This is a genomic window from Streptosporangium nondiastaticum, from assembly GCF_003011965.1.
Taxonomy (GTDB): Bacteria; Actinomycetota; Actinomycetes; order Streptomycetales; family Streptomycetaceae; genus Streptomyces; species Streptomyces nondiastaticus.
The window spans coordinates 110832-127528 of record NZ_PXWG01000002.1 but is presented as its reverse complement, the minus strand read 5'-3'; the positions used below and the strand labels follow the sequence as shown (position 1 = coordinate 127528).

General features: G+C 72.6%; 12 protein-coding genes. 8 read left to right on the top strand and 4 right to left on the bottom strand.

From position 1 onward, the window contains the following. Positions 1–72: 72 nt before the first annotated feature. Genes B7P34_RS02110 through B7P34_RS02095 form a run of 4 tightly spaced genes read left to right on the top strand, consistent with a single transcriptional unit; the run spans position 73 to position 3985 of the window. Entirely contained in the window at positions 73–1275 is a 1203-nt protein-coding gene (locus tag B7P34_RS02110) for a cytochrome P450 (RefSeq protein ID WP_106674029.1), read from the top strand. A gap of 34 nt (positions 1276–1309) precedes the next feature. Next, a complete protein-coding gene (locus B7P34_RS02105; RefSeq protein WP_106674028.1) occupies positions 1310–2179 on the top strand; it encodes an aldo/keto reductase in 870 nt (289 codons plus the stop codon). After that, a complete protein-coding gene (locus B7P34_RS02100; protein ID WP_106674027.1) occupies positions 2179–3108 on the top strand; it encodes an NAD-dependent epimerase/dehydratase family protein in 930 nt (309 codons plus the stop codon). The genes B7P34_RS02105 and B7P34_RS02100 overlap by 1 nt, the downstream gene beginning before the upstream one ends. Before the next feature lie 22 nt (positions 3109–3130). Beyond that, on the top strand, positions 3131–3985 hold the full coding sequence (locus B7P34_RS02095) for a sulfotransferase domain-containing protein (protein WP_106674026.1): 855 nt from the start codon (positions 3131–3133) through the stop codon (positions 3983–3985). A 68-nt stretch (positions 3986–4053) separates the two neighbouring features. Here B7P34_RS02095 and B7P34_RS02090 read toward each other — a convergent pair whose 3' ends face one another. Together B7P34_RS02090 and B7P34_RS02085 are read right to left on the bottom strand one after the other, a co-directional pair. Then, on the bottom strand, positions 4054–4425 hold the full coding sequence (locus B7P34_RS02090; protein ID WP_106674025.1) for a CD225/dispanin family protein: 372 nt from the start codon (positions 4423–4425) through the stop codon (positions 4054–4056). A gap of 21 nt (positions 4426–4446) precedes the next feature. Then, positions 4447–5361, bottom strand: coding sequence for a TIR domain-containing protein (locus B7P34_RS02085; protein ID WP_106674024.1), 915 nt, complete (start codon positions 5359–5361; stop codon positions 4447–4449). Between the two features lie 229 nt (positions 5362–5590). On the opposite strand from B7P34_RS02085, the gene B7P34_RS02080 reads away from it, so the two are divergent. Next, entirely contained in the window at positions 5591–7591 is a 2001-nt protein-coding gene (locus B7P34_RS02080; protein WP_106674023.1) for a DUF4231 domain-containing protein, read from the top strand. Next, positions 7588–9222 (top strand): DUF4231 domain-containing protein, encoded by a 1635-nt coding sequence (locus tag B7P34_RS02075; RefSeq protein ID WP_106674022.1) that lies wholly within the window; start codon positions 7588–7590, stop codon positions 9220–9222. The genes B7P34_RS02080 and B7P34_RS02075 overlap by 4 nt, the downstream gene beginning before the upstream one ends. 185 nt (positions 9223–9407) lie before the next feature. Here B7P34_RS02075 and B7P34_RS02070 read toward each other — a convergent pair whose 3' ends face one another. After that, positions 9408–10760 carry an aKG-HExxH-type peptide beta-hydroxylase gene (locus B7P34_RS02070; protein ID WP_106674021.1) on the bottom strand — a complete coding sequence of 451 codons (1353 nt, stop codon included), beginning with the start codon at positions 10758–10760 and terminating at the stop codon, positions 9408–9410. An 8-nt stretch (positions 10761–10768) separates the two neighbouring features. Then, the gene (locus tag B7P34_RS02065) at positions 10769–12277 is read right to left on the bottom strand and encodes an FxsB family cyclophane-forming radical SAM/SPASM peptide maturase (RefSeq protein ID WP_223267401.1); all 1509 of its coding nucleotides are present in this window, start codon (positions 12275–12277) and stop codon (positions 10769–10771) included. 299 nt (positions 12278–12576) lie between these two features. On the opposite strand from B7P34_RS02065, the gene fxsA reads away from it, so the two are divergent. Together fxsA and fxsT are read left to right on the top strand one after the other, a co-directional pair. Continuing rightward, positions 12577–12783: an FxSxx-COOH cyclophane-containing RiPP peptide gene (fxsA, locus tag B7P34_RS02060; protein ID WP_189382361.1), complete on the top strand. Its 207-nt coding sequence runs from the start codon at positions 12577–12579 to the stop codon at positions 12781–12783. A 154-nt stretch (positions 12784–12937) separates the two neighbouring features. Then, positions 12938–16621 carry an FxSxx-COOH system tetratricopeptide repeat protein gene (gene fxsT / locus B7P34_RS02055; RefSeq protein WP_106674018.1) on the top strand — a complete coding sequence of 1228 codons (3684 nt, stop codon included), beginning with the start codon at positions 12938–12940 and terminating at the stop codon, positions 16619–16621. Positions 16622–16697 lie beyond the last annotated feature (76 nt).

Here is a 16697-nt window from a genome sequence, read left to right as displayed (position 1 = left end):
CTGACGCGCACGACTGACACCCACCCACGCCCGCCCGCCCCCTTCACCACCCGACACGGTCCAGGAGTGCCCATGCCGGACGCGGACCACCCCCTTCCCGCCGCCGACACCGTCTTCCCCCTGCCGCACCACGACGGGCTCGGCCCCCTCCCGGAATTCGCCGCACTGCGCCGCACCCGCCCCTGCGCCCGGATCCGCCTCCCCAGCGGCGACCCCGCCTGGCTGGTGACCCGCTACGCGGACGTACGCACCGTCCTCGCGGACCCCCGCTTCAGCCGCTCCCGTGCCACCCGGGGCGCGGGGCCGCGCATGGCCGGGGTGACGACGCTGCCCGACTCGGTCCTGGCCGCCGACCCCCCGGAACACACGCGCCTGCGCAGGATCGTCGCCCCGGCCTTCACCGTCCGCCGCGTCGAGACCCTGCGCCACGGCGTGGCGCGGCTGGTGGACGACCTCCTCGACGAGGTCGCCGCGCACGGCCGCCCCGCCGACCTCGTCCCCCTGTTCACCCGGCCGCTCCCGCTGACGGTCCTGTGCGACCTGCTCGGTGCGCCGCGGCAGGACGGCCGGCGGCTGGAGGCGTGGTGCGACGCCCTGCGCAACCTCACCGCCGTCCCGGACTCCGCCGTCACCACGGCCGTCGGCGAGATGACCGGCTACCTCGCCGCGCTCATCGACACCAAGCGGAGCCGGCCCGCCGACGACCTGCTGAGCCTGCTGATCCGCGCCCACGACGACGGTGACCGGCTCACCCACGGCGAACTGGTCTCCTTCGCCCTGGTGCTGTTCGCCGGCGGCTACGGCACCACGGCCGACCGCCTCGCCGGCACGCTCCACCTCCTGCTCGAGAAACCGGGCCGCTACCAGTACCTGCGGGAATCCCCGGACCGGATTCCCCGGGCCGTCGAGGAGCTCCTGCGCTACGCCCAGACCAACGTGCAGGCGAACCTGCGCGTCGTCACCGAGGACATCGAACTCGGCGGCGTCACCCTGCACGCGGGCGATGCGGTGATGGCCGTCAACTCCTCGGCGAACCACGACGAGGCAGCGTTCGCGGATCCCGGGCGCCTGGACCTCGGCCGCGTCCGCAATCCCCACCTGGCCTTCGGGCACGGCGCCCACCACTGCGTCGGGTCCCACCTCGCGCGCGTGCAGCTGCAGGAGGCCCTGGCCGGGCTCGTCCGCCGCTTCCCCACCCTGCGCGCCGCGGCACCACCGCTGTGGAAGACGGGCCTCAAGACCCGGGCACCCCGCACCCTGCCCGTCACCTGGTGAGCCCGCGCACCCCCGGAAGCGGAGGTCAGAGCTGATGCGCACCCGCCCCATCGGTCCGTCCGGCACCGCCCTGCCCGTGATCGGACAGGGCACCTGGCAACTGGAACACGCCGAGCGCCGCACCGCCGTCCGCGCCCTGAACACCGGCATCGACGCCGGGATGACGCACATCGACACCGCCGAGTCCTACGGAGAGGGCGAGGTGGAGCGCCTCGTCGGCGAGGCCGTGCGCCACCGGCGGCACGAGGTCTTCCTCACCTCCAAGGTCCGGCCGGCCAACGCCGACGCGCACGGCACCGTGGCCGCGTGCGAGCGCAGCCTGCGCCGCCTCGGCACCGACCACCTCGACCTCTACCTGCTGCACTGGCCCGACGGCCACCCCCTGGACGAGACCCTCACCGGGCTGCGCGCGCTCCACCGGGCGGGGAAGATCCTCCACTACGGCGTCAGCAACTTCCACGAACGCCACCTCACCGAGCTGTTCGCCCGTACCGAACCGGGTGAGATCGCCTGCAACCAGGTCCTGCACCACCTCGGTGACCGCTCCGCCGAACTCCGTGTCGCCCCCGCCTGCCGGGCCCGCGGCACCGCCATGGTCGGCTACAGCCCCTTCGGACTGGGCTCCTTCCCGCCCTCCCCACGGGCCGCCGCCGTCCTCGACGCGATTGCCGGTGCCCACGACGCCACCCGGCACCAGATCGCCCTCGCCTTCCTCGTCCGCGACCCGCACACCTTCGCCATCCCCAAAACCGCCACACCCTCCCGGGCCGCCGAGAACGCCGCCGCGGCCGACATCGCCCTCACGAGCGAGGACGTCGCCCGCATAGCGGCGGCCTGCCCCGCCGGCGCCGGCGGCGGCAGCTCCCCCTCCGGGGCTTCCGAGGTATCGGGCGGGCAGCGGTAGTGCGGGCGCTGGTCACCGGGGCGGCCGGCTTCATCGGCTCACACCTGTGCGCGCACCTGCTGGCCTGCGGCGACACCGTCACGGGCATCGACTCCTTCACCGACTTCTACGACCCGGCCCGCAAGGAACGCAATCTCCGCACCCTCACCGGCTCCCCGGGCTTCTCCCTCCACCGCGCCGACCTGCTGACAGCGGACCTCGCCCCGCTCGTCGACGGCGCGGACGCCGTCTACCACCTCGCCGGCCAGCCCGGGGTGCGGCCGTCCTGGGGAGCGGAGTTCCCGCTGTACACGTCCCGCAACGTGCTCGCCACACAGGTCCTGCTGGAGGCCGTACGGCAGCACCCGGCCGGCAAGTTCGTCTACGCCTCCAGCTCCTCGGTCTACGGCAACGCACCGGTCTGTCCCACGGCCGAGACGGTCCTGCCCCGGCCCGTCTCCCCGTACGGGATCACCAAGCTGGCCGGCGAGCACCTGTGCGAGCTCTACCGGCAGACCTTCGGAGTGCCGGCCGTGTCCCTGCGGCTGTTCACCGTCTACGGACCCCGCCAGCGGCCGGACATGGCCTTGGCCCGCCTCCTCCACGCCGCGTCGAACGGCGCCCCGTTCCCCCTCTACGGCGACGGGGAACAGACCCGCGACTTCACCTACGTCCACGACGCCGTCACCGCCATGCGCGAGGCGGCCCGCTCCGCGTTCACCGGGATCGCCAACCTCGGCGGCGGCTCCCCGGTCTCGATGAAACAAGCCATCTCCACCGTCGAGAACATCGTGGGGCCCGTGGAGATCCTGCCCCTGCCGACGGGCCCCGGGGACGCGCGCCACACCAGCGCCGACATCACCGTCGCCACCCGGGAACTCGGCTACCGGCCCCGCACCACACTGCACGACGGGATCCTGGCCATGGCCCGGGAACACCCCCGGCCGTGAGCGACAGGAAAGGACCGCTCCGGTGTTCTCCCCACCCTCCCCCGAGGAGCCCGTGAGGCCCGCCGACACCCAAGGCGACGTCTACGTCCTCTCCTTCCCCAAATGCGGCCGCACCTGGCTGCGGTTGCTCATGGCCAAGGCCATCTCCACGGCGCGCGGAATCCCCATGGAAGTCTGCCGGGACCTGGCACTGACCGGCTTCAGCGCGGTGGACTCCACCGTCCCGCGCATCGTCTTCTGGCACGACGACCGCGTCCCCTGGCGCACCCCGGCAGGGCTGTCCCGGAACAAGGGCTTCTACCGCGACCGCAAAGTGGTCCTCCTGGTCCGCGACATCCGGGACACCGCCGTATCCCGCTACTTCCAGGTCCTCCACCGCGATTTCCGCCCGTACGCCGGGGAGATCGGTGACTTCCTGACCGAAGACGAAGGCAGTGTCAGGACCTGCCTGACCTTCTGGGATATCTGGCACGCCCGGCAGGACGTACCCGCCTCGTTCCTCCTCACCTCCTACGAGCGGCTGGCCGCCGACACCGCCGGGGAACTCGCACGCGTGCTCGACTTCTGCGGGCTGGCTCCGGCGGGCCGGGACGCGCTCCGCACCGTGGTCGACTTCGCGGAGTTCAAAGCCATGCGCGCCATGGAACTCTCCAACGCCCTGAACACGGACAAGCTCCGGCCCGCCGTTCCCGGAAACCCCGACTCCTACAAGACCCGCCGCGGAGTCATCGGCGGCTACCGCGACTACCTCACACCGGAACAGATCGACTACGTGAACGACGCCACGCGGCGGATCCTCGCACCACCATGGCAGCCCGCGGCCTTCGCAGCAGACGCCGCACCCGCCTCACCCCACCGCCTCGACCGGACGCCTTGACCGGCCGCAGGACGGGGGCCGCCAGGCCGCACCGTCAGCTGTCAGACGCGCTCCAGGGCGGCATCGCACTACTGGGAGCCGAGGGACAGCACGAAAATCCAGAAGACAATGCCGAAGCCCAGCCCGACCAAGTTGACGATGAGGGCGGACTTCGACGCACGCTGTGCGCCGGGCGCGTCTCCGTAACCCCAGCGGGTGGAAACCTGCGCCGAGTAGTACATCCCAAAGGCGCCGAAGAGGAACCAGAAGAAGAGGAAAACGATGATCGACAGCCACCAGTAGGTGGGCGGTTTGGTGCCCTGCGCGGTCTTTGGCGCTCCTCTGCTGCGCGTGGGAGGCTGCTGATAGACCGGGGGCACGTCGGGTGGTGGGTAGCGTCCTCCGGGAGGAGGATCGGGGGAGCTGTTGCTGTCGCCGGATGACGGCCTTGGTGTGCTCATGGCGGTGGATTCCCTTCACCTTCAGAAGTTCGGGTCGTTGATGACCTTGCCGTTGTCGGAGGCTTGGCTGGTCCAGCAGCCGTTCCAGAACCACCGCAGTTGATGGCGGCCCGAGGGGTCCGGGTACCAGCCGGCCGGTGGCAGACCGGATTCCGGTGTCGTCGGCTCCGGCTGGGCACTTGCGGACGTGGACAGCGTGGCGGGCTGCTCTTTCTGCGACTCCGCTCCGGGGGAGGGCACTTCCGACGGCTCCCCGCTCACATCCCTGAGCAGTGGGTCCAGTATCTGCCAGGCAGCATGGCAGAGATCGCGGCGCCGTTGCAGTTCGCGCAGCAGGGTGACGACGGCCTGCCGCTCTCTCTCCAGGTCCAGGCGGATACGCAACTCGGTGATCAGCCCGACCTGTTCGTCCAGCGACAGGCCTGCTGCTCGTACGCGGTCGCGGAGATCGCCCAGATAACTGGAGGGCACATCCGGGCGTTTGGGCATCGGGTCGGGCAGCGGCGGGGCGCAGGGCAGTCCTGTCAGGGCGCTCGCGAGCTTGGCTCCGGCCAATGGGTCGGCTTGGGTGAAGTCGACGAACTGTCGATTGCTCAGATCCGGCGGCAGGATGTCGGGCGTGACCGGTTCGACCATGACGGGCAGCGGCGGCTTGCCGAGTTCGGCTGCGTACTCGCGCTCCCGCTGAGCAGGGACCGAATCGAAGAGCTCAGGTGAGAGCACGACGACGATGGCGTCGCACGCCTCGATTTCGGTGAGGATCCGGTCCCACCACGGTTTTCCGCCCTCGGTCTCCAGCTCGCGGTCCAACCAGGGGGTGTGGCGCAGTGCTTTGAACACTTCCACCAGCCTCAGCACGGATTCGCTGTCAGGGCGCGCGTACGAGATGAAGAGACGACGCCCGCCCGGCGCTCCTGCCGGCGTTGTCGATGTCATGGGAATCCCCTACACGTGTGCGCCCACGCTCCTGTCGTTCGCGGCCCACGCTGCTGATTTCAGGTTAGCGCCACCCCAACGGACAGGCACGGGCGAGACCGAGCAGCACGCCGGGAGCTACCTGGGGACAGCGGGTACGGCGGAAGCTGCTGATGCGGGAGGCGGGGCGGCGGGAGATCCTGGGAAGGGGCGTACGCATCGGGATCGGTGAGCTCTCCGAGGTGGCCCAATGACCTTCGGCTCCGGTGACGAGAGGGCTCGGGGACAGCCGGCCGAAACGGCCGAAGGCTGGACACGGACCGTGCCTTTTTCAGAGCGGACGGTATTCCGGCCGGGGGCCGGGGGAGGACGCGGCGCAGCGGGCCGGGCGGGGGCCCTGGACGCGGCGCTGTCGCGCCTGGGACTGTGCCCGCCGGCCGAGCGGCGACCGGTGCTCGTGGTCAGCGGCGGAGCCGATGAAATCGGGCCGGGTCCGGGGGATCAACCGCCGGGGGATCAACCAGGGCCGGGCCCGGGGGATCAAGCAGGGTTGCGGGACGGGGCAGGTCCGGCAGGTTCAGCAGGTCAGAGGGTGCCGCGGCAGGCCGCCACGGTGCTGGGTGCGGCGGTCGCGGCCGCGCGGGAGCTGAGTGGTGCGATCCTGATCGACGACGGGGGCGGGTCGGTGGCCGCTGCTGCGTCGGCTGCCGACGATGCCGGGGGCACCGGCAGTCCGCCGACCGTACTCAGCGTGGTCTCAAGGCACCGAGCGGTCGGACGGGGAACGCCGGGCGACGAGGAGCAGGAGCACACGCGGGTCATCGAGGTCGACGTGGCCGAGGGGGACACAGCTGCCGCCTGGAAGCCGGCCGTGGCCGCCACCCTGGCCGAGGGGGCGCCGGTAGTGACGGTGCTGGCGGGGGGTGCCGCGGCCGCCAGGGCGGAGGTGCTGTCGGCGGTGCGCTGCGGGATTCCGGTCTTCGTCCTGGCCTGGTCCGGCGGACTGGCCAGGCAACTTGGTGAGCGCCGGCAGCGGTTGCACCGGCCGGGCCGGGCCCGGCTGCCGCACCGGTCGCGCAGGGACGGCGGCTCTTCGCTGCCGACAGCGGACCGGAAGGCGGAAGAAGGGACGAGAGGCGGGCCAGAGGCAGCGGCGCAGTCGCAGTCGGAGTCGGAGGAGGTGCACGAGATCGTTCGCCACGGTGACCTCCGGGTGCTCTCGGAGCGTGACGCCGGTGCACTCTCGCGCCGCCTCACCTGGGAGTTGCAGGACGAGCCGGTACTGAAGGCCGCCTGGCAGACGTTCGCCACCTATGACCGGCTCGCCACTCGGCTGCGCCGGGCCTTCCAGCGTTTGCAGGCGGTGATCCTCGGGCTCGGGGTCTTCGCCACGCTTCTCGCGCTGATCGACGCCGAGATCGGCGGGAGGAAGCTGCACTGGGTGGTCGTCGCGGTACCGGTCGCCGTCTCGGTCCTCATCGCATGGTCCAGCCGCCACGCCCGCGGTCCGCGGTGGATCGCGCTGCGCGCCGCGGCGGAGGACGTCAAGTCCGAGATCTACCGGCACCGGGCCCTTGAGGGCGCCGCCGCTCCCGCGGAGGGCAGCGGGCGGATGGCCGCAGAGCGCCGCCGGCGGATGCTCAAATGGCTCGGTGACATCGAGGGGCGGCTGGTCAGGACCAACGCCGCAACCGCTCCCCTCACTCCGTACGACGGGCCGCTGCCACCTCCGATGGCCGGCAGCGGTTGCGCCGATGACGGGCTGAGCCCGCTGACGGCAGCGCAGTACGTCGGGATCCGGCTGGGAGACCAGATCGCCTACTACCACTCCCGCGTCCGGCACCTGCACCGGCTGCGGTCCGCACTGGAAGCTCTGGCGATCTGTGCAGGTGCGGCGGGCACGCTGCTGGCGGCCGTCCAGGTCGATCCCTGGATCGGGTTGACCACGGGTGTGTCGACCGCTGCGCTGGCCGCCCTCGGCTACGTGCAGGCCGACGCCAACATCATGGCGTACAACCGGACCGCCGGTGATCTGGAGGTGCTGAGGCAGAGCTGGGAAGCGCGTGCCGCCGAAGAGCAGGAGGCAAGCTCCGTCGTCGCCCTGGTCATGAAGACGGAGGCGGTCCTGAGGCGCGAGCGTGCCAGGTGGGTGCACCAGATGAGCGAGGTCCTCCAGGAACTGAAGGACCGACAGGATCTGGAGCCGAAGAAAAGGCCCGCGCCGCACGATGGTTCGGAAGGCGCGCCATGAGCGGGGAGCCGTCGGGTGCCGCTTCGGCCCTGGACGGCGAAGGCCGCCTGCCGTTCACGCTCCGGGTCGGTGTGACCGGGCACCGCGCCCTGGACCGGCCGGACGAGCTCATGTCCGCGGTCCAGGAGGCGGTCCGCGAGCTCAGCGCACGGCTGTCCGGCATGGCGGGACCGCTGCCGACGGTGCGCGTCCTCTCGGCGCTGGCGGAAGGCGCCGACCGTCTGGTCGCCGCCAAGCTGCTGGAGTGGCCCGGAGCCACCCTGGAAGCGGTGCTGCCCGTACCTCCCGACGACTACCTCGGCGACTTCGGCAGCGCGGAGTCACGGGCCGAATTCCACGCGCTCCTCGCCCGATCCGCGGTCACCCGGCGTGTGCCTGCCGTCGCGACGCGAGAGGAAGCGTACGAGAGGGCCGGGCACGACATCGTGGACCGGTCCGACGTGATGGTTGCCCTCTGGGACGGCCGGCCGGCCCAAGGGCGGGGCGGCACCGCGGCCATCGTGCGCTATGCACAGGAGCGTGGCGTGCCCCTGGCGTGGATCCGCACGACGGGGGAGCCACGGGTGGAGTACCGGCTGGAGGAGGCCCGTGCCCGCGGAACGCGTGAAGCGGCATACGAGTTCCGCCAGTACAACGCGGGCGGAGTACGCGATTTCCCCCTGCTGGTACGCGTCGAGCGGGACCGGCTGAAGCCCGGGTCCGGTGGATCGGCGGCCGTCGAGCAGGCCCACGAGGCCGTCGCCGACTGGATCGTTCCCTACTTCGTCCGGGCGGACGCTCTGGCATCGCGGATGCACCGTCGTTTCCGCGCGGCGAGCGCGGCGATCTTCATCATGGCAGCGGCGGCCGCCGTCGTCGTAGCCACCCAGGTCACCTTCCTGCCCCGGCGCGACTGGATCACCATGGTGGAGGTCGTGCTGCTCGCCCTGCTTCTGGTGGTTCCGATCGTGACCCACCGGCGTCGGGTGCTCGATCGCTGGATCTCCTACCGGTTCCTGGCCGAACGCCTGAGGTCCGAGTACTTCTTCGCCCTGTGCGGAACGAGGAGCCGCCGGGTGCGGACCGGCGGTGGAAGCCAGCTCTTCGATCCGTCCGAAGCATGGGTGAGACGGGCCGTGTTGGAAATCATCGCGCGCCGCCCGCCCGTTCATCTGACGCCGGCGGACGTCCCGGCACTCAGGGAGCACCTCAGCCGGCACTGGATCCGTGCCCAGATCCGCTACCACCAGCAGGCGGCCCGGCGGCACGGTGCCTGGGAGACCAGGCTGTACCTGGCGACCAACACCATCTTCGGCGTCACCCTGATCGCCGCCTTCCTGCACATGCTGGGCGCCGGTCAGCACGTGGACCACGACTCCTCGTGGGGACTGCTCCTCATCGTGCTGTCGATCGGCATGCCGACCCTCGGCGCCGCCGTGCACGGCATCCGGACGCAGGCTCAGTTCCGGCAGCACTGCCAGCGCTACCTGCGCATGGCCCAGCTGCTGGAAGGCCTCGAAGGGAAGCTGCAGCGGGCCCGCACGCTGGAGCAGATCCGTGAGGTTGCGATCGAGACGGAGCGCGTCATGCGGGACGAGACCAGCGCCTGGTTCGGCGTTATGCGCTTCCACGACATCGAGCTGATCTCCTGAGGCGCATGTGCATGCTCCGGTCTTCTGAAATGCGACCGTGCCCTTGTCGCGGGCGAGGCAGCGGGCGGCGGTGCATGCACACGGGCAGCCCGGCTGTGCCGGCGGCTTTGCGCATCTGGTGTCCCGGAGGAGTGGCGACGGCCATCGGGCCGGGCAAGGCCGGGGAGGTGTGTAGGACGCCGTGGTTACACCGGGAGTGTCCGGGGTTTGCCCGCGGCGTTCCGCCAAGCAGTCCGGTGGGCCCGGGCCGCGGATTCGGCGTGGTGCAGTGCTGACGCCGGCACGGGTGTGCGGCACAGTGCGTCGAGCGTCTCCAGCATGCGCCCGGCGAAGCGTTCGCCGAGGGGGGTGAGCCGGCCCGAGCCCAGGACGTCGAGGGTCGCGTCGCGGGCGGCCGACCGCCAGCGGGCGAAGTGGGTCTGTGCGGCGGCCCGCAGGGCGGGGTCCGGTTCCGTTCCGGCGCGCCGGCCCCAGAATTGCGCGACGCCCAGATGTGCGTACGCCCCGTGGAAGAGGCCGAGCAAAGGGCGCGGGTCGGGGCGCCAGGGCGCGTAGTACAGCGCTTCGTCTCCCGCCTCGAACAAGTCGAAGAGATGCAGCATGGCAGCGAACTTGTTGTGCTGTATCTCGTGCGCCAGCGTCACCGCGAACACGGCCGTCGCCGGAGGCGGTGACAGCGCAATGCATCCGAAGGTCTCCGCGCTGCTGCCGCTGACGACGCCCCGGCCCGTGCCTGACAGGGGAACCAGCAGCCAAGGGCCGGCGGCCAGCTCCTCGTACACCTCCGGATGGCCGGTACGCAGCATCCGGCAGGCACGCCGTGCTTCCAGCGCCCAGCGGCGCGTCTCGCCGGGGCCCAGGTCGTCCGGGCGGCTCGCGGCCCGCGGGAACGACGGCGGGTCCAGGAAGTCGAGCAGCAGCGCGGCGCCCGTCTCCAGCGTGGTCAGCAGGTGTGCGCCCTGCCAGCGGTCGCCCGTCGCGTACGGACTGCGCGGCACCGCCACCGCGTCGGCGGCGGCGTGCGCTCCCCGTACGCTGATCGTCGCCCGGCCACCGGCGTCCACGCGCAGTTCGGCGTGGTCGCCGGGGCGAACAGCGGGGAAATGGGCCCGGCCGAGCGACGGCAGCGCCACCCGCGGGCCCGCCACCGGCCACCGCACGCGAGCGGGCAGCGCGGCCCGGACCGCGGCTGCGGCGGCGAGCGCGGTGAACCAGTGCACCGGCGGAGCGTCCTCGGACGGCCGTGCCAGACGGGTGAGCAGGCCGAGGAGCGCCGGGCCCGCCGACGGGTGGGTGAGAACGGCGTCCGTGGCCCCGGGTGCCGCGCGGCGGGCCTCGACAAGCAGTTCCCAGGCCCGCTCCGCCTCCCGCGCCACGGCTCCTCCGGCCCCGCGCGCGGCGTCGGTCACTGCGTACACGGCGGCGAGGCGTCTGGTGTGCTCGGCCCGGGCGAGCAGGCCCAGGGCCTCGGCCCCGCCGCCGCCTGAGGCCACCGCGTCGAACAGCGCGCCCGGAAAGCGGTGCGGCAGCGGCGTCATGCCACCTCCTACGAGGACGAATCCGCGGCTGGGGGAGCCGGTGCGAGCGTCTGCGCGAAGGCTTGGCCGTCCGTCCGGCCGTCCATCGGGCCGTCCGTCCGGCCGTGCGTTCGTCCGTACGTCCGCCCCTCGGCCCGCATGCGAGGCATGCTGCCGGGGGACGGACCCGCGGGAGCGCCCGGCGGTCGTACGCCCGGCCTGTCAGTGATACTCGGCCCGTCCGTGGCACTCGACCCGTCCGTGACACCTGACCCGCCCATGGCACCCGGCCCGTCAACGGCCCCCGACCCGTCGACGTCAGAGGGCACCGGACAATCAGTGCCGCCAGTCCCGCCTGCCGCGCCTTCCGCTGCCGTCGTCAGCTCCGCGACGTCCTGCGCCAGCCGGCCCCGCACGCGCCTGATCAGTGATGCCAGGTCCGCGCAGTACACGCTCGGGTTGGCGAAGCCGGTGGCACGGCGGTACCGGGTGGCGTAGTGGCCGCCCCCGCACACCCGGTGCAGCGGGCAGGCGCGGCAAGCCGCGCACAGGCCGTCGGCGCCCCACTGGCGGGCCGCGATGCCCGGGTGGCGCAACAGCGTGTCGAAGGAGTCCCGCCACACGTCGAGGCCGGTGCGCGCGGCCCCGTCGTACGCGGTGCGCAGGGCGTCGTCCTGGGCGAGGGAGCCGTCGCTCTCCACTACGGCGTAACGCACCGGGGCGAGGCCGAGCGACTCCGTGTGTGCGTCGCCGCCGAGCAGAAGGGTCATGACGTCGTCGAGAAGACGGACTCCGGTCTCCCGCACCGGGGCTTCGTACCAGCGTTTGAAGACCGCCCACAGCCAGTCCGCGTACGGCGTGCGCTGCCCTCCGGGGACGATTCCCGGTGGCGGGGTGTGCCAGTTGCCCAGCGGCAGAAGGAAGTCGACGGCAGGGGGCCGATGGCTGAGGAGTGCCTCGTATGCGTGCACCGGGTCGTTGCGCAGGTCGATCGTGCAGAGCAGTCCGGCGAACAGCGGACGGTAGGGCGCGCTCGCGAACAGCTCCAGGGCCGCCTCGACCCGGGCGTGGCTGCCGCGCCCGTCGGCCCCGCGCCGGTGCCGGTCGTGGGCGGCGCGCCCGCCGTCGGTGCTGACCCCGACCCTGATGCCCGACTCGGCGCACAGGTCGAGCCGCTCTCTGGTGAGCCGCACGCCGTTGGTCTGCAGGGACAGGTGCAGCCGTACGCCGTCGCCGGCGGCCGCACGCAGCACCCGCGCCGTGCGGGCGAGCGCGGCGTCACCGATGAGCAGTGGCTCGCCCCCGTGGAGGACGACTCCCGCTTCGCGCAGGCCGTGCGCGGACAGGTGCTCCGCGATGCGCTCGGCCGTGCGGTCGACGACGGCCGGGGGCATGGCGCGCGGCTGGGTCCGCCAGCTCTGATCATGCGAGCGGTACATGTAGCAGTAGTCACAAGCGAGATCGCAGCGGCTGTGCACCTTGAGGACGAAGGAATGGAGCGGATACGGCTCCCAGCCCGCCGCCTGACGCGCCACCACGTCGGTGGCCCTCGGCCAGGGCGGCCCGGCATGCCTCAGTCGCGGTCGGCTCATCCGCTCCCCCCGAAGACGTGCACCGTCGGCCCGTCGCGTCTCGCACCTCGGGACCGGGGCACACTCCGTGCGGCAAGTATTCGGTCGTCCCGCGCCGACCGTCAACATCACGAATAAGCCAAGAGGGCGTGCGAGGCGCATAGTTGGGGCATTCCGGTGGCGTCTCCGGCTGCCGCGGGGGCATGCTCCGCCGCTACCCTTAAGCGGATACCCGGTTTTCCCGGTCGCACAGGAGGGTGAACCCCGTGACAGTTGCCGAGGACGGCGCACCCGGCCTGAGCGCCCCGGGGGACACGGCCGACGCCGAGTCCGTCGTGGTGGACCTCGTGGGGCTGGACCTCGAGCACATCGCCGCCCTTCCCGACTCCGTGCTCGGTTCCCTGCTGCGCCGGATCCACGACACCTGCGCGGCCGGTGACCCGTTCGTCACGGGTCACCGCGAGAGCCAGTGAGGGGGCTCGCCATGCCCGCCCCTCGGTGCCCACCGGACACGGCGGCCGCCGGGCCCGCCTGCCCGGGAGACCGGGCAGCGGCCCCTATACTGACACCGCCGTACATCCGTTATGTCTATATTTAGCCGCTGTTGCCTCGCCGAGCGGAGAGGTCATGCCAGACACCCGCCCTCAGGACCGCCCGGGTTCGTGCGCCGTCTTCCTCGCGACCTCGGAGAACCTGGGACTGAGCACGACGTTGCGCAACACGGCGGACATCCTTGCCGAGGGCAACCGCAGCGTGCTGCTCGTGGACGGCCGCCCCGGCGCCACGGGCGGCGCCACCGTGCCCGAGCCCGGGCCCGGCCGGGTCGCCACCGTCGCTCGCACCACTCCGCACGCGTTCGCCGCCCTCGGCGACGACGCCGTCGCGGCCCGCTATGACCACATCCTGATCGAGGCACCCGTCCCGGACGCTCCCGACGCGGTGGAGCCGGGCCTGCTGGTGGACTTCGCCGACGCGATCGTGGTCTGCTTCGCACTCACCGCCTGGTCCATCGACGGCGCCGCCGCACTCGCCGAGGACCTCTCCGGCCGCCGCCGCGCCGGCCTGCCCGTACGGCTGCTGGCCCTCGGTCTCAAGAGCGACCCGGCGGTCCGGGACCGGCTGCGCGAAGGACGCGAACGGGTGCGCCGCAAGTTCTCGCCCCTCGCCCGGGCCCGCGGCGAGAGCATGTTCCCCTTCCTGGAGATCCCGTACAACCCCCTCTACCAGGACAGTCGCAGCCTCGCGGTCGAGACCGAGGGCGCCGGGACCGTGACCGGGCTGCGCCCCGCCTACGAGCGGCTCGCCGACTGGTTGCTGGCACACCGCACGACACGGCCCACCGCCGCCACCATCGTCCACTTCCCGCGGCACGCCCCCTGGGCCGCCTGGCTGAGGGAGCGTCTCGCCGAGCAGGGCGTCCGGACCGAGCTGCGCAGGGGAGACATCTACACGGGCGAGAGTCCCGAGCCCGGCCGGGCCCTGCTCTTCCTCGCCCCGGGCGACGCGGACGACACCCTGCGGGCCCAGATCGGCGCGCTCAACCACACCGACGTACGGATCGTGCTCGTCGACGAGCCGTTCCCGGAGGCCGAGGCGGCGCACCACGAGCGGATCGACTTGCGCGAGACCTCCGAGGACGAGGCGCTGCAGGCCCTGTACGCGGGTCTCGGCCTCGGCCCGGCCCGCCCCGGCGAGGGCTCCGCGGCCGCACGCTTCCCGCGCCTGCCCGCGGCCACCAACGTCGCCCCGCGCAACAGAGGATTCGTCGACCGCGACGACCTGCTCACCGCGCTCGAGGAGCAGCTGCGCACGGCCGGCCGCGAGGGCGCGGGCCTGGTGCTGCACGGGCCCGGCGGCTGGGGCAAGAGCGAGACGGCCCGGGAGCTGTGTCACCGCTACGGACCCGGGTACGACGTGGTGTGGTGGGTGCGTGCCTGGGGGCGGGAGCGCATCCGCCGGGGCCTCAGGCCGCTGTCCGCCCTCCTCCGCGCGCCGGAGGAGCGGCGCGGCGCGGTGCCCGAGGACGACGGCGTCGCCCGCCTCCTGACCCGCCTCTCGCGCCCCGGAACGGACTCGCCCAGCTGGCTGATCGTCTACGACGGCGTGGAGGACCCCGCCGACCTGGAGGGCCTGACGCCCGTGCCGCACGAACGGGGGCACGTGCTGATCACCAGCAGGAGCCGGCCGGCCGAGCGGCAGCAGGACGGCCGCCCGCCGTACCTGGCGGCCTTCCCCTTGAGCCCCCTGACGGTCACCGAGGCCCACGTCCTGCTCAGCGAGCGCGTCGCGGAGCTCACCGCCGAGCAGGCCCAGCAGGTGGGCAGCGTCGTGGGCTTCGTCCCCCTCGCCCTGCAGATGGCAGCCCGCTGCCTCGCCGAGAAAGTCGCGGCTCACCACCGCGACGACCACATGAGCCGGGAGACGTCGATCCGCGCGGCCGTCGCGGACCTCTGCGCCGCCTACCGCACCGCCAAGACCGAACTCCTCGCCGAGACCGATGGCGTGTCGCCGGTGGCCGTCATGGTGCGGGTCGCCCGTGAGATCGCGGCAGGCACCCCGGGCGCTGCCGCATGGCGCAACGAGAGCACCGAGCGCGACGCCCTGGGCTGGCTCCTGAACGCCGCCTCCCTGCTCACCGGCCGTGGCATGGGACTCGACCTGCTCCGCTCCCGCCGCATCCTGTCCGAGCTGGCGGGCGACGACCTGGCCGGACCGGAGCAGCCCCCGGCGGGTGCCCTCCGCCCTCGCCACCCCGACGAGGTGCAGCTGCCCGACGAGCACATGGTGAGCGTCGCCCTGTGGTCTCTCGCCCAGGTCGGCCTGCTCGACGTCGACTTCGACAACCGGGATCAGCCCCTGGCGCAGCATCACGCGTTGCGCGACGTGATCCGGAACGGCATGTCCCCCACCGACCGCGCCCACATCGAGTCGGTGCTGCGCGGCGTCCTCGCCGAGTACCGGCGGCAGGACGAGGACCTGCCCCCCGGCTGGGCGCGCGAGGTGTACTCGCTGCGCCTCTGGGAGGACACCCGGCCCCGGGTGCGCCGCTCACTGCTGCGCCACCTCCAGGCGCTCGCCTCCCGTGGCGAGGCCGCCGACCTCGCCCGCCTCCTCGACATCGCCGACCGGGCCCGCGCCTGCTGGCGGCACGAGGGCGACGAGCACAACCCCGAGTACCTGCGCCTGCTCAACCTCACCGCCCAGGCCCACCGGCTGAGCGGCGCGTACGGGAAGTCCCGCGAACTGGCACAGGAAGCCCTGCGCGGACACCGCAGGCTCCTGGGGCTCATGCACCCCCGCACGCTCCTTTCTGCCGACTCGTACGCCGCGACCCTGCGCAGACTCGGCCGGTTCGACGACGCTCTGATGCAGTCCAGGCCGACCTTGGAGGGACTCACCCTGCTGCTCGGCCCGCAGCACCCCGCCACGGTGCAGGTCCAGCACAACCTCGCCCTCACCGAGGCGCTCACCGGCCGGATCGTCGCGGCCCTCGGACGGGTGCTGGAGCACTTCCGCTACCGGCAGGCGGTCGGCGGCCAGGACGACCCGGACGCCTGGCTCTCGGCGGATCTGCTCGCCTACCTGTACCGGGCGACGGGCCAGGACGGAGAGTCCCAGGACCTGCTGCGGCAGCGCCTGCGCCGGCACGGCGACACCTGGGACCGCGAACGCCTGAGGACAGAGGTCGGGCTCGCCATCAGCGAACGCCGCCTCGCCGACGGCTTCCCGGCCGCCAAGGATCCCCGCTACGGCTTCGAGATGGCCTACGAGAGGGACCAGCGAGCCCTGGAGAAGTACGTCCGCCGCTTCGGGGCCGACCGGTACGACACTCTGCGCTGCCGGTTCAGTCTCGCCGCCGACCTGCATGCCCTCGGCAAAGCGGAGGACGCCGAACAGCAGGCACGTGCGATCGGAGAGGCGCTCGCGGCCCTGTTCGGCACGGCCCACCCCTGCACGGCGCTGAGCGACGTCCGGCACGGTGTCTATCTGCGGGCGACGGGCGACTTGGAGCAAGCCGAGGCGAAGGGCCGCTCCGCTCTCGACCGGCTCACCCGCACACTCGGCCTGGCCCACCCGTGGATCGCCGCCGCGGAGAACTCCCTCGCCGCCACCCTCGCCGCGGCCGGCCGCACCGAGGAGGCGGCCGCGGTCGCCGGCGGTGCCCTGGCCCGGCTGCGCGACCTGGGCGCCGCGCGACGGCCGGACGGCCGGCGGGTGAGGGCACACCACGCGTGGCTGACCGGGACCGAGCGCGCCCGCCCGGTCCCGGCTTCGGGCTTCGACATCGACCTGGAGCTGCCCGGGCTGTAGGAAGCCGCACGGGAAGGGGTACAACGTCGTTCAGACCGGCGTCTCCCGTCAGCCTCAGGCAGCCGTCCAGCGAAAG

Bases quoted from the DNA above. Each gene is read 5' to 3' on its own strand.
- B7P34_RS02075 (WP_106674022.1), top strand. From the start codon at position 7,588: ATGAGCGGGGAGCCGTCGGGTGCCGCTTCGGCCCTGGACGGCGAAGGC.
- fxsT (WP_106674018.1), top strand. From the start codon at position 12,938: ATGCCAGACACCCGCCCTCAGGACCGCCCGGGTTCGTGCGCCGTCTTC.
- B7P34_RS02110 (WP_106674029.1), top strand. From the start codon at position 73: ATGCCGGACGCGGACCACCCCCTTCCCGCCGCCGACACCGTCTTCCCC.
- B7P34_RS02085 (WP_106674024.1), bottom strand. From the start codon at position 5,361: ATGACATCGACAACGCCGGCAGGAGCGCCGGGCGGGCGTCGTCTCTTC.
- B7P34_RS02105 (WP_106674028.1), top strand. From the start codon at position 1,310: ATGCGCACCCGCCCCATCGGTCCGTCCGGCACCGCCCTGCCCGTGATC.
- B7P34_RS02090 (WP_106674025.1), bottom strand. From the start codon at position 4,425: ATGAGCACACCAAGGCCGTCATCCGGCGACAGCAACAGCTCCCCCGAT.
- B7P34_RS02080 (WP_106674023.1), top strand. From the start codon at position 5,591: ATGACCTTCGGCTCCGGTGACGAGAGGGCTCGGGGACAGCCGGCCGAA.
- B7P34_RS02070 (WP_106674021.1), bottom strand. From the start codon at position 10,760: ATGACGCCGCTGCCGCACCGCTTTCCGGGCGCGCTGTTCGACGCGGTG.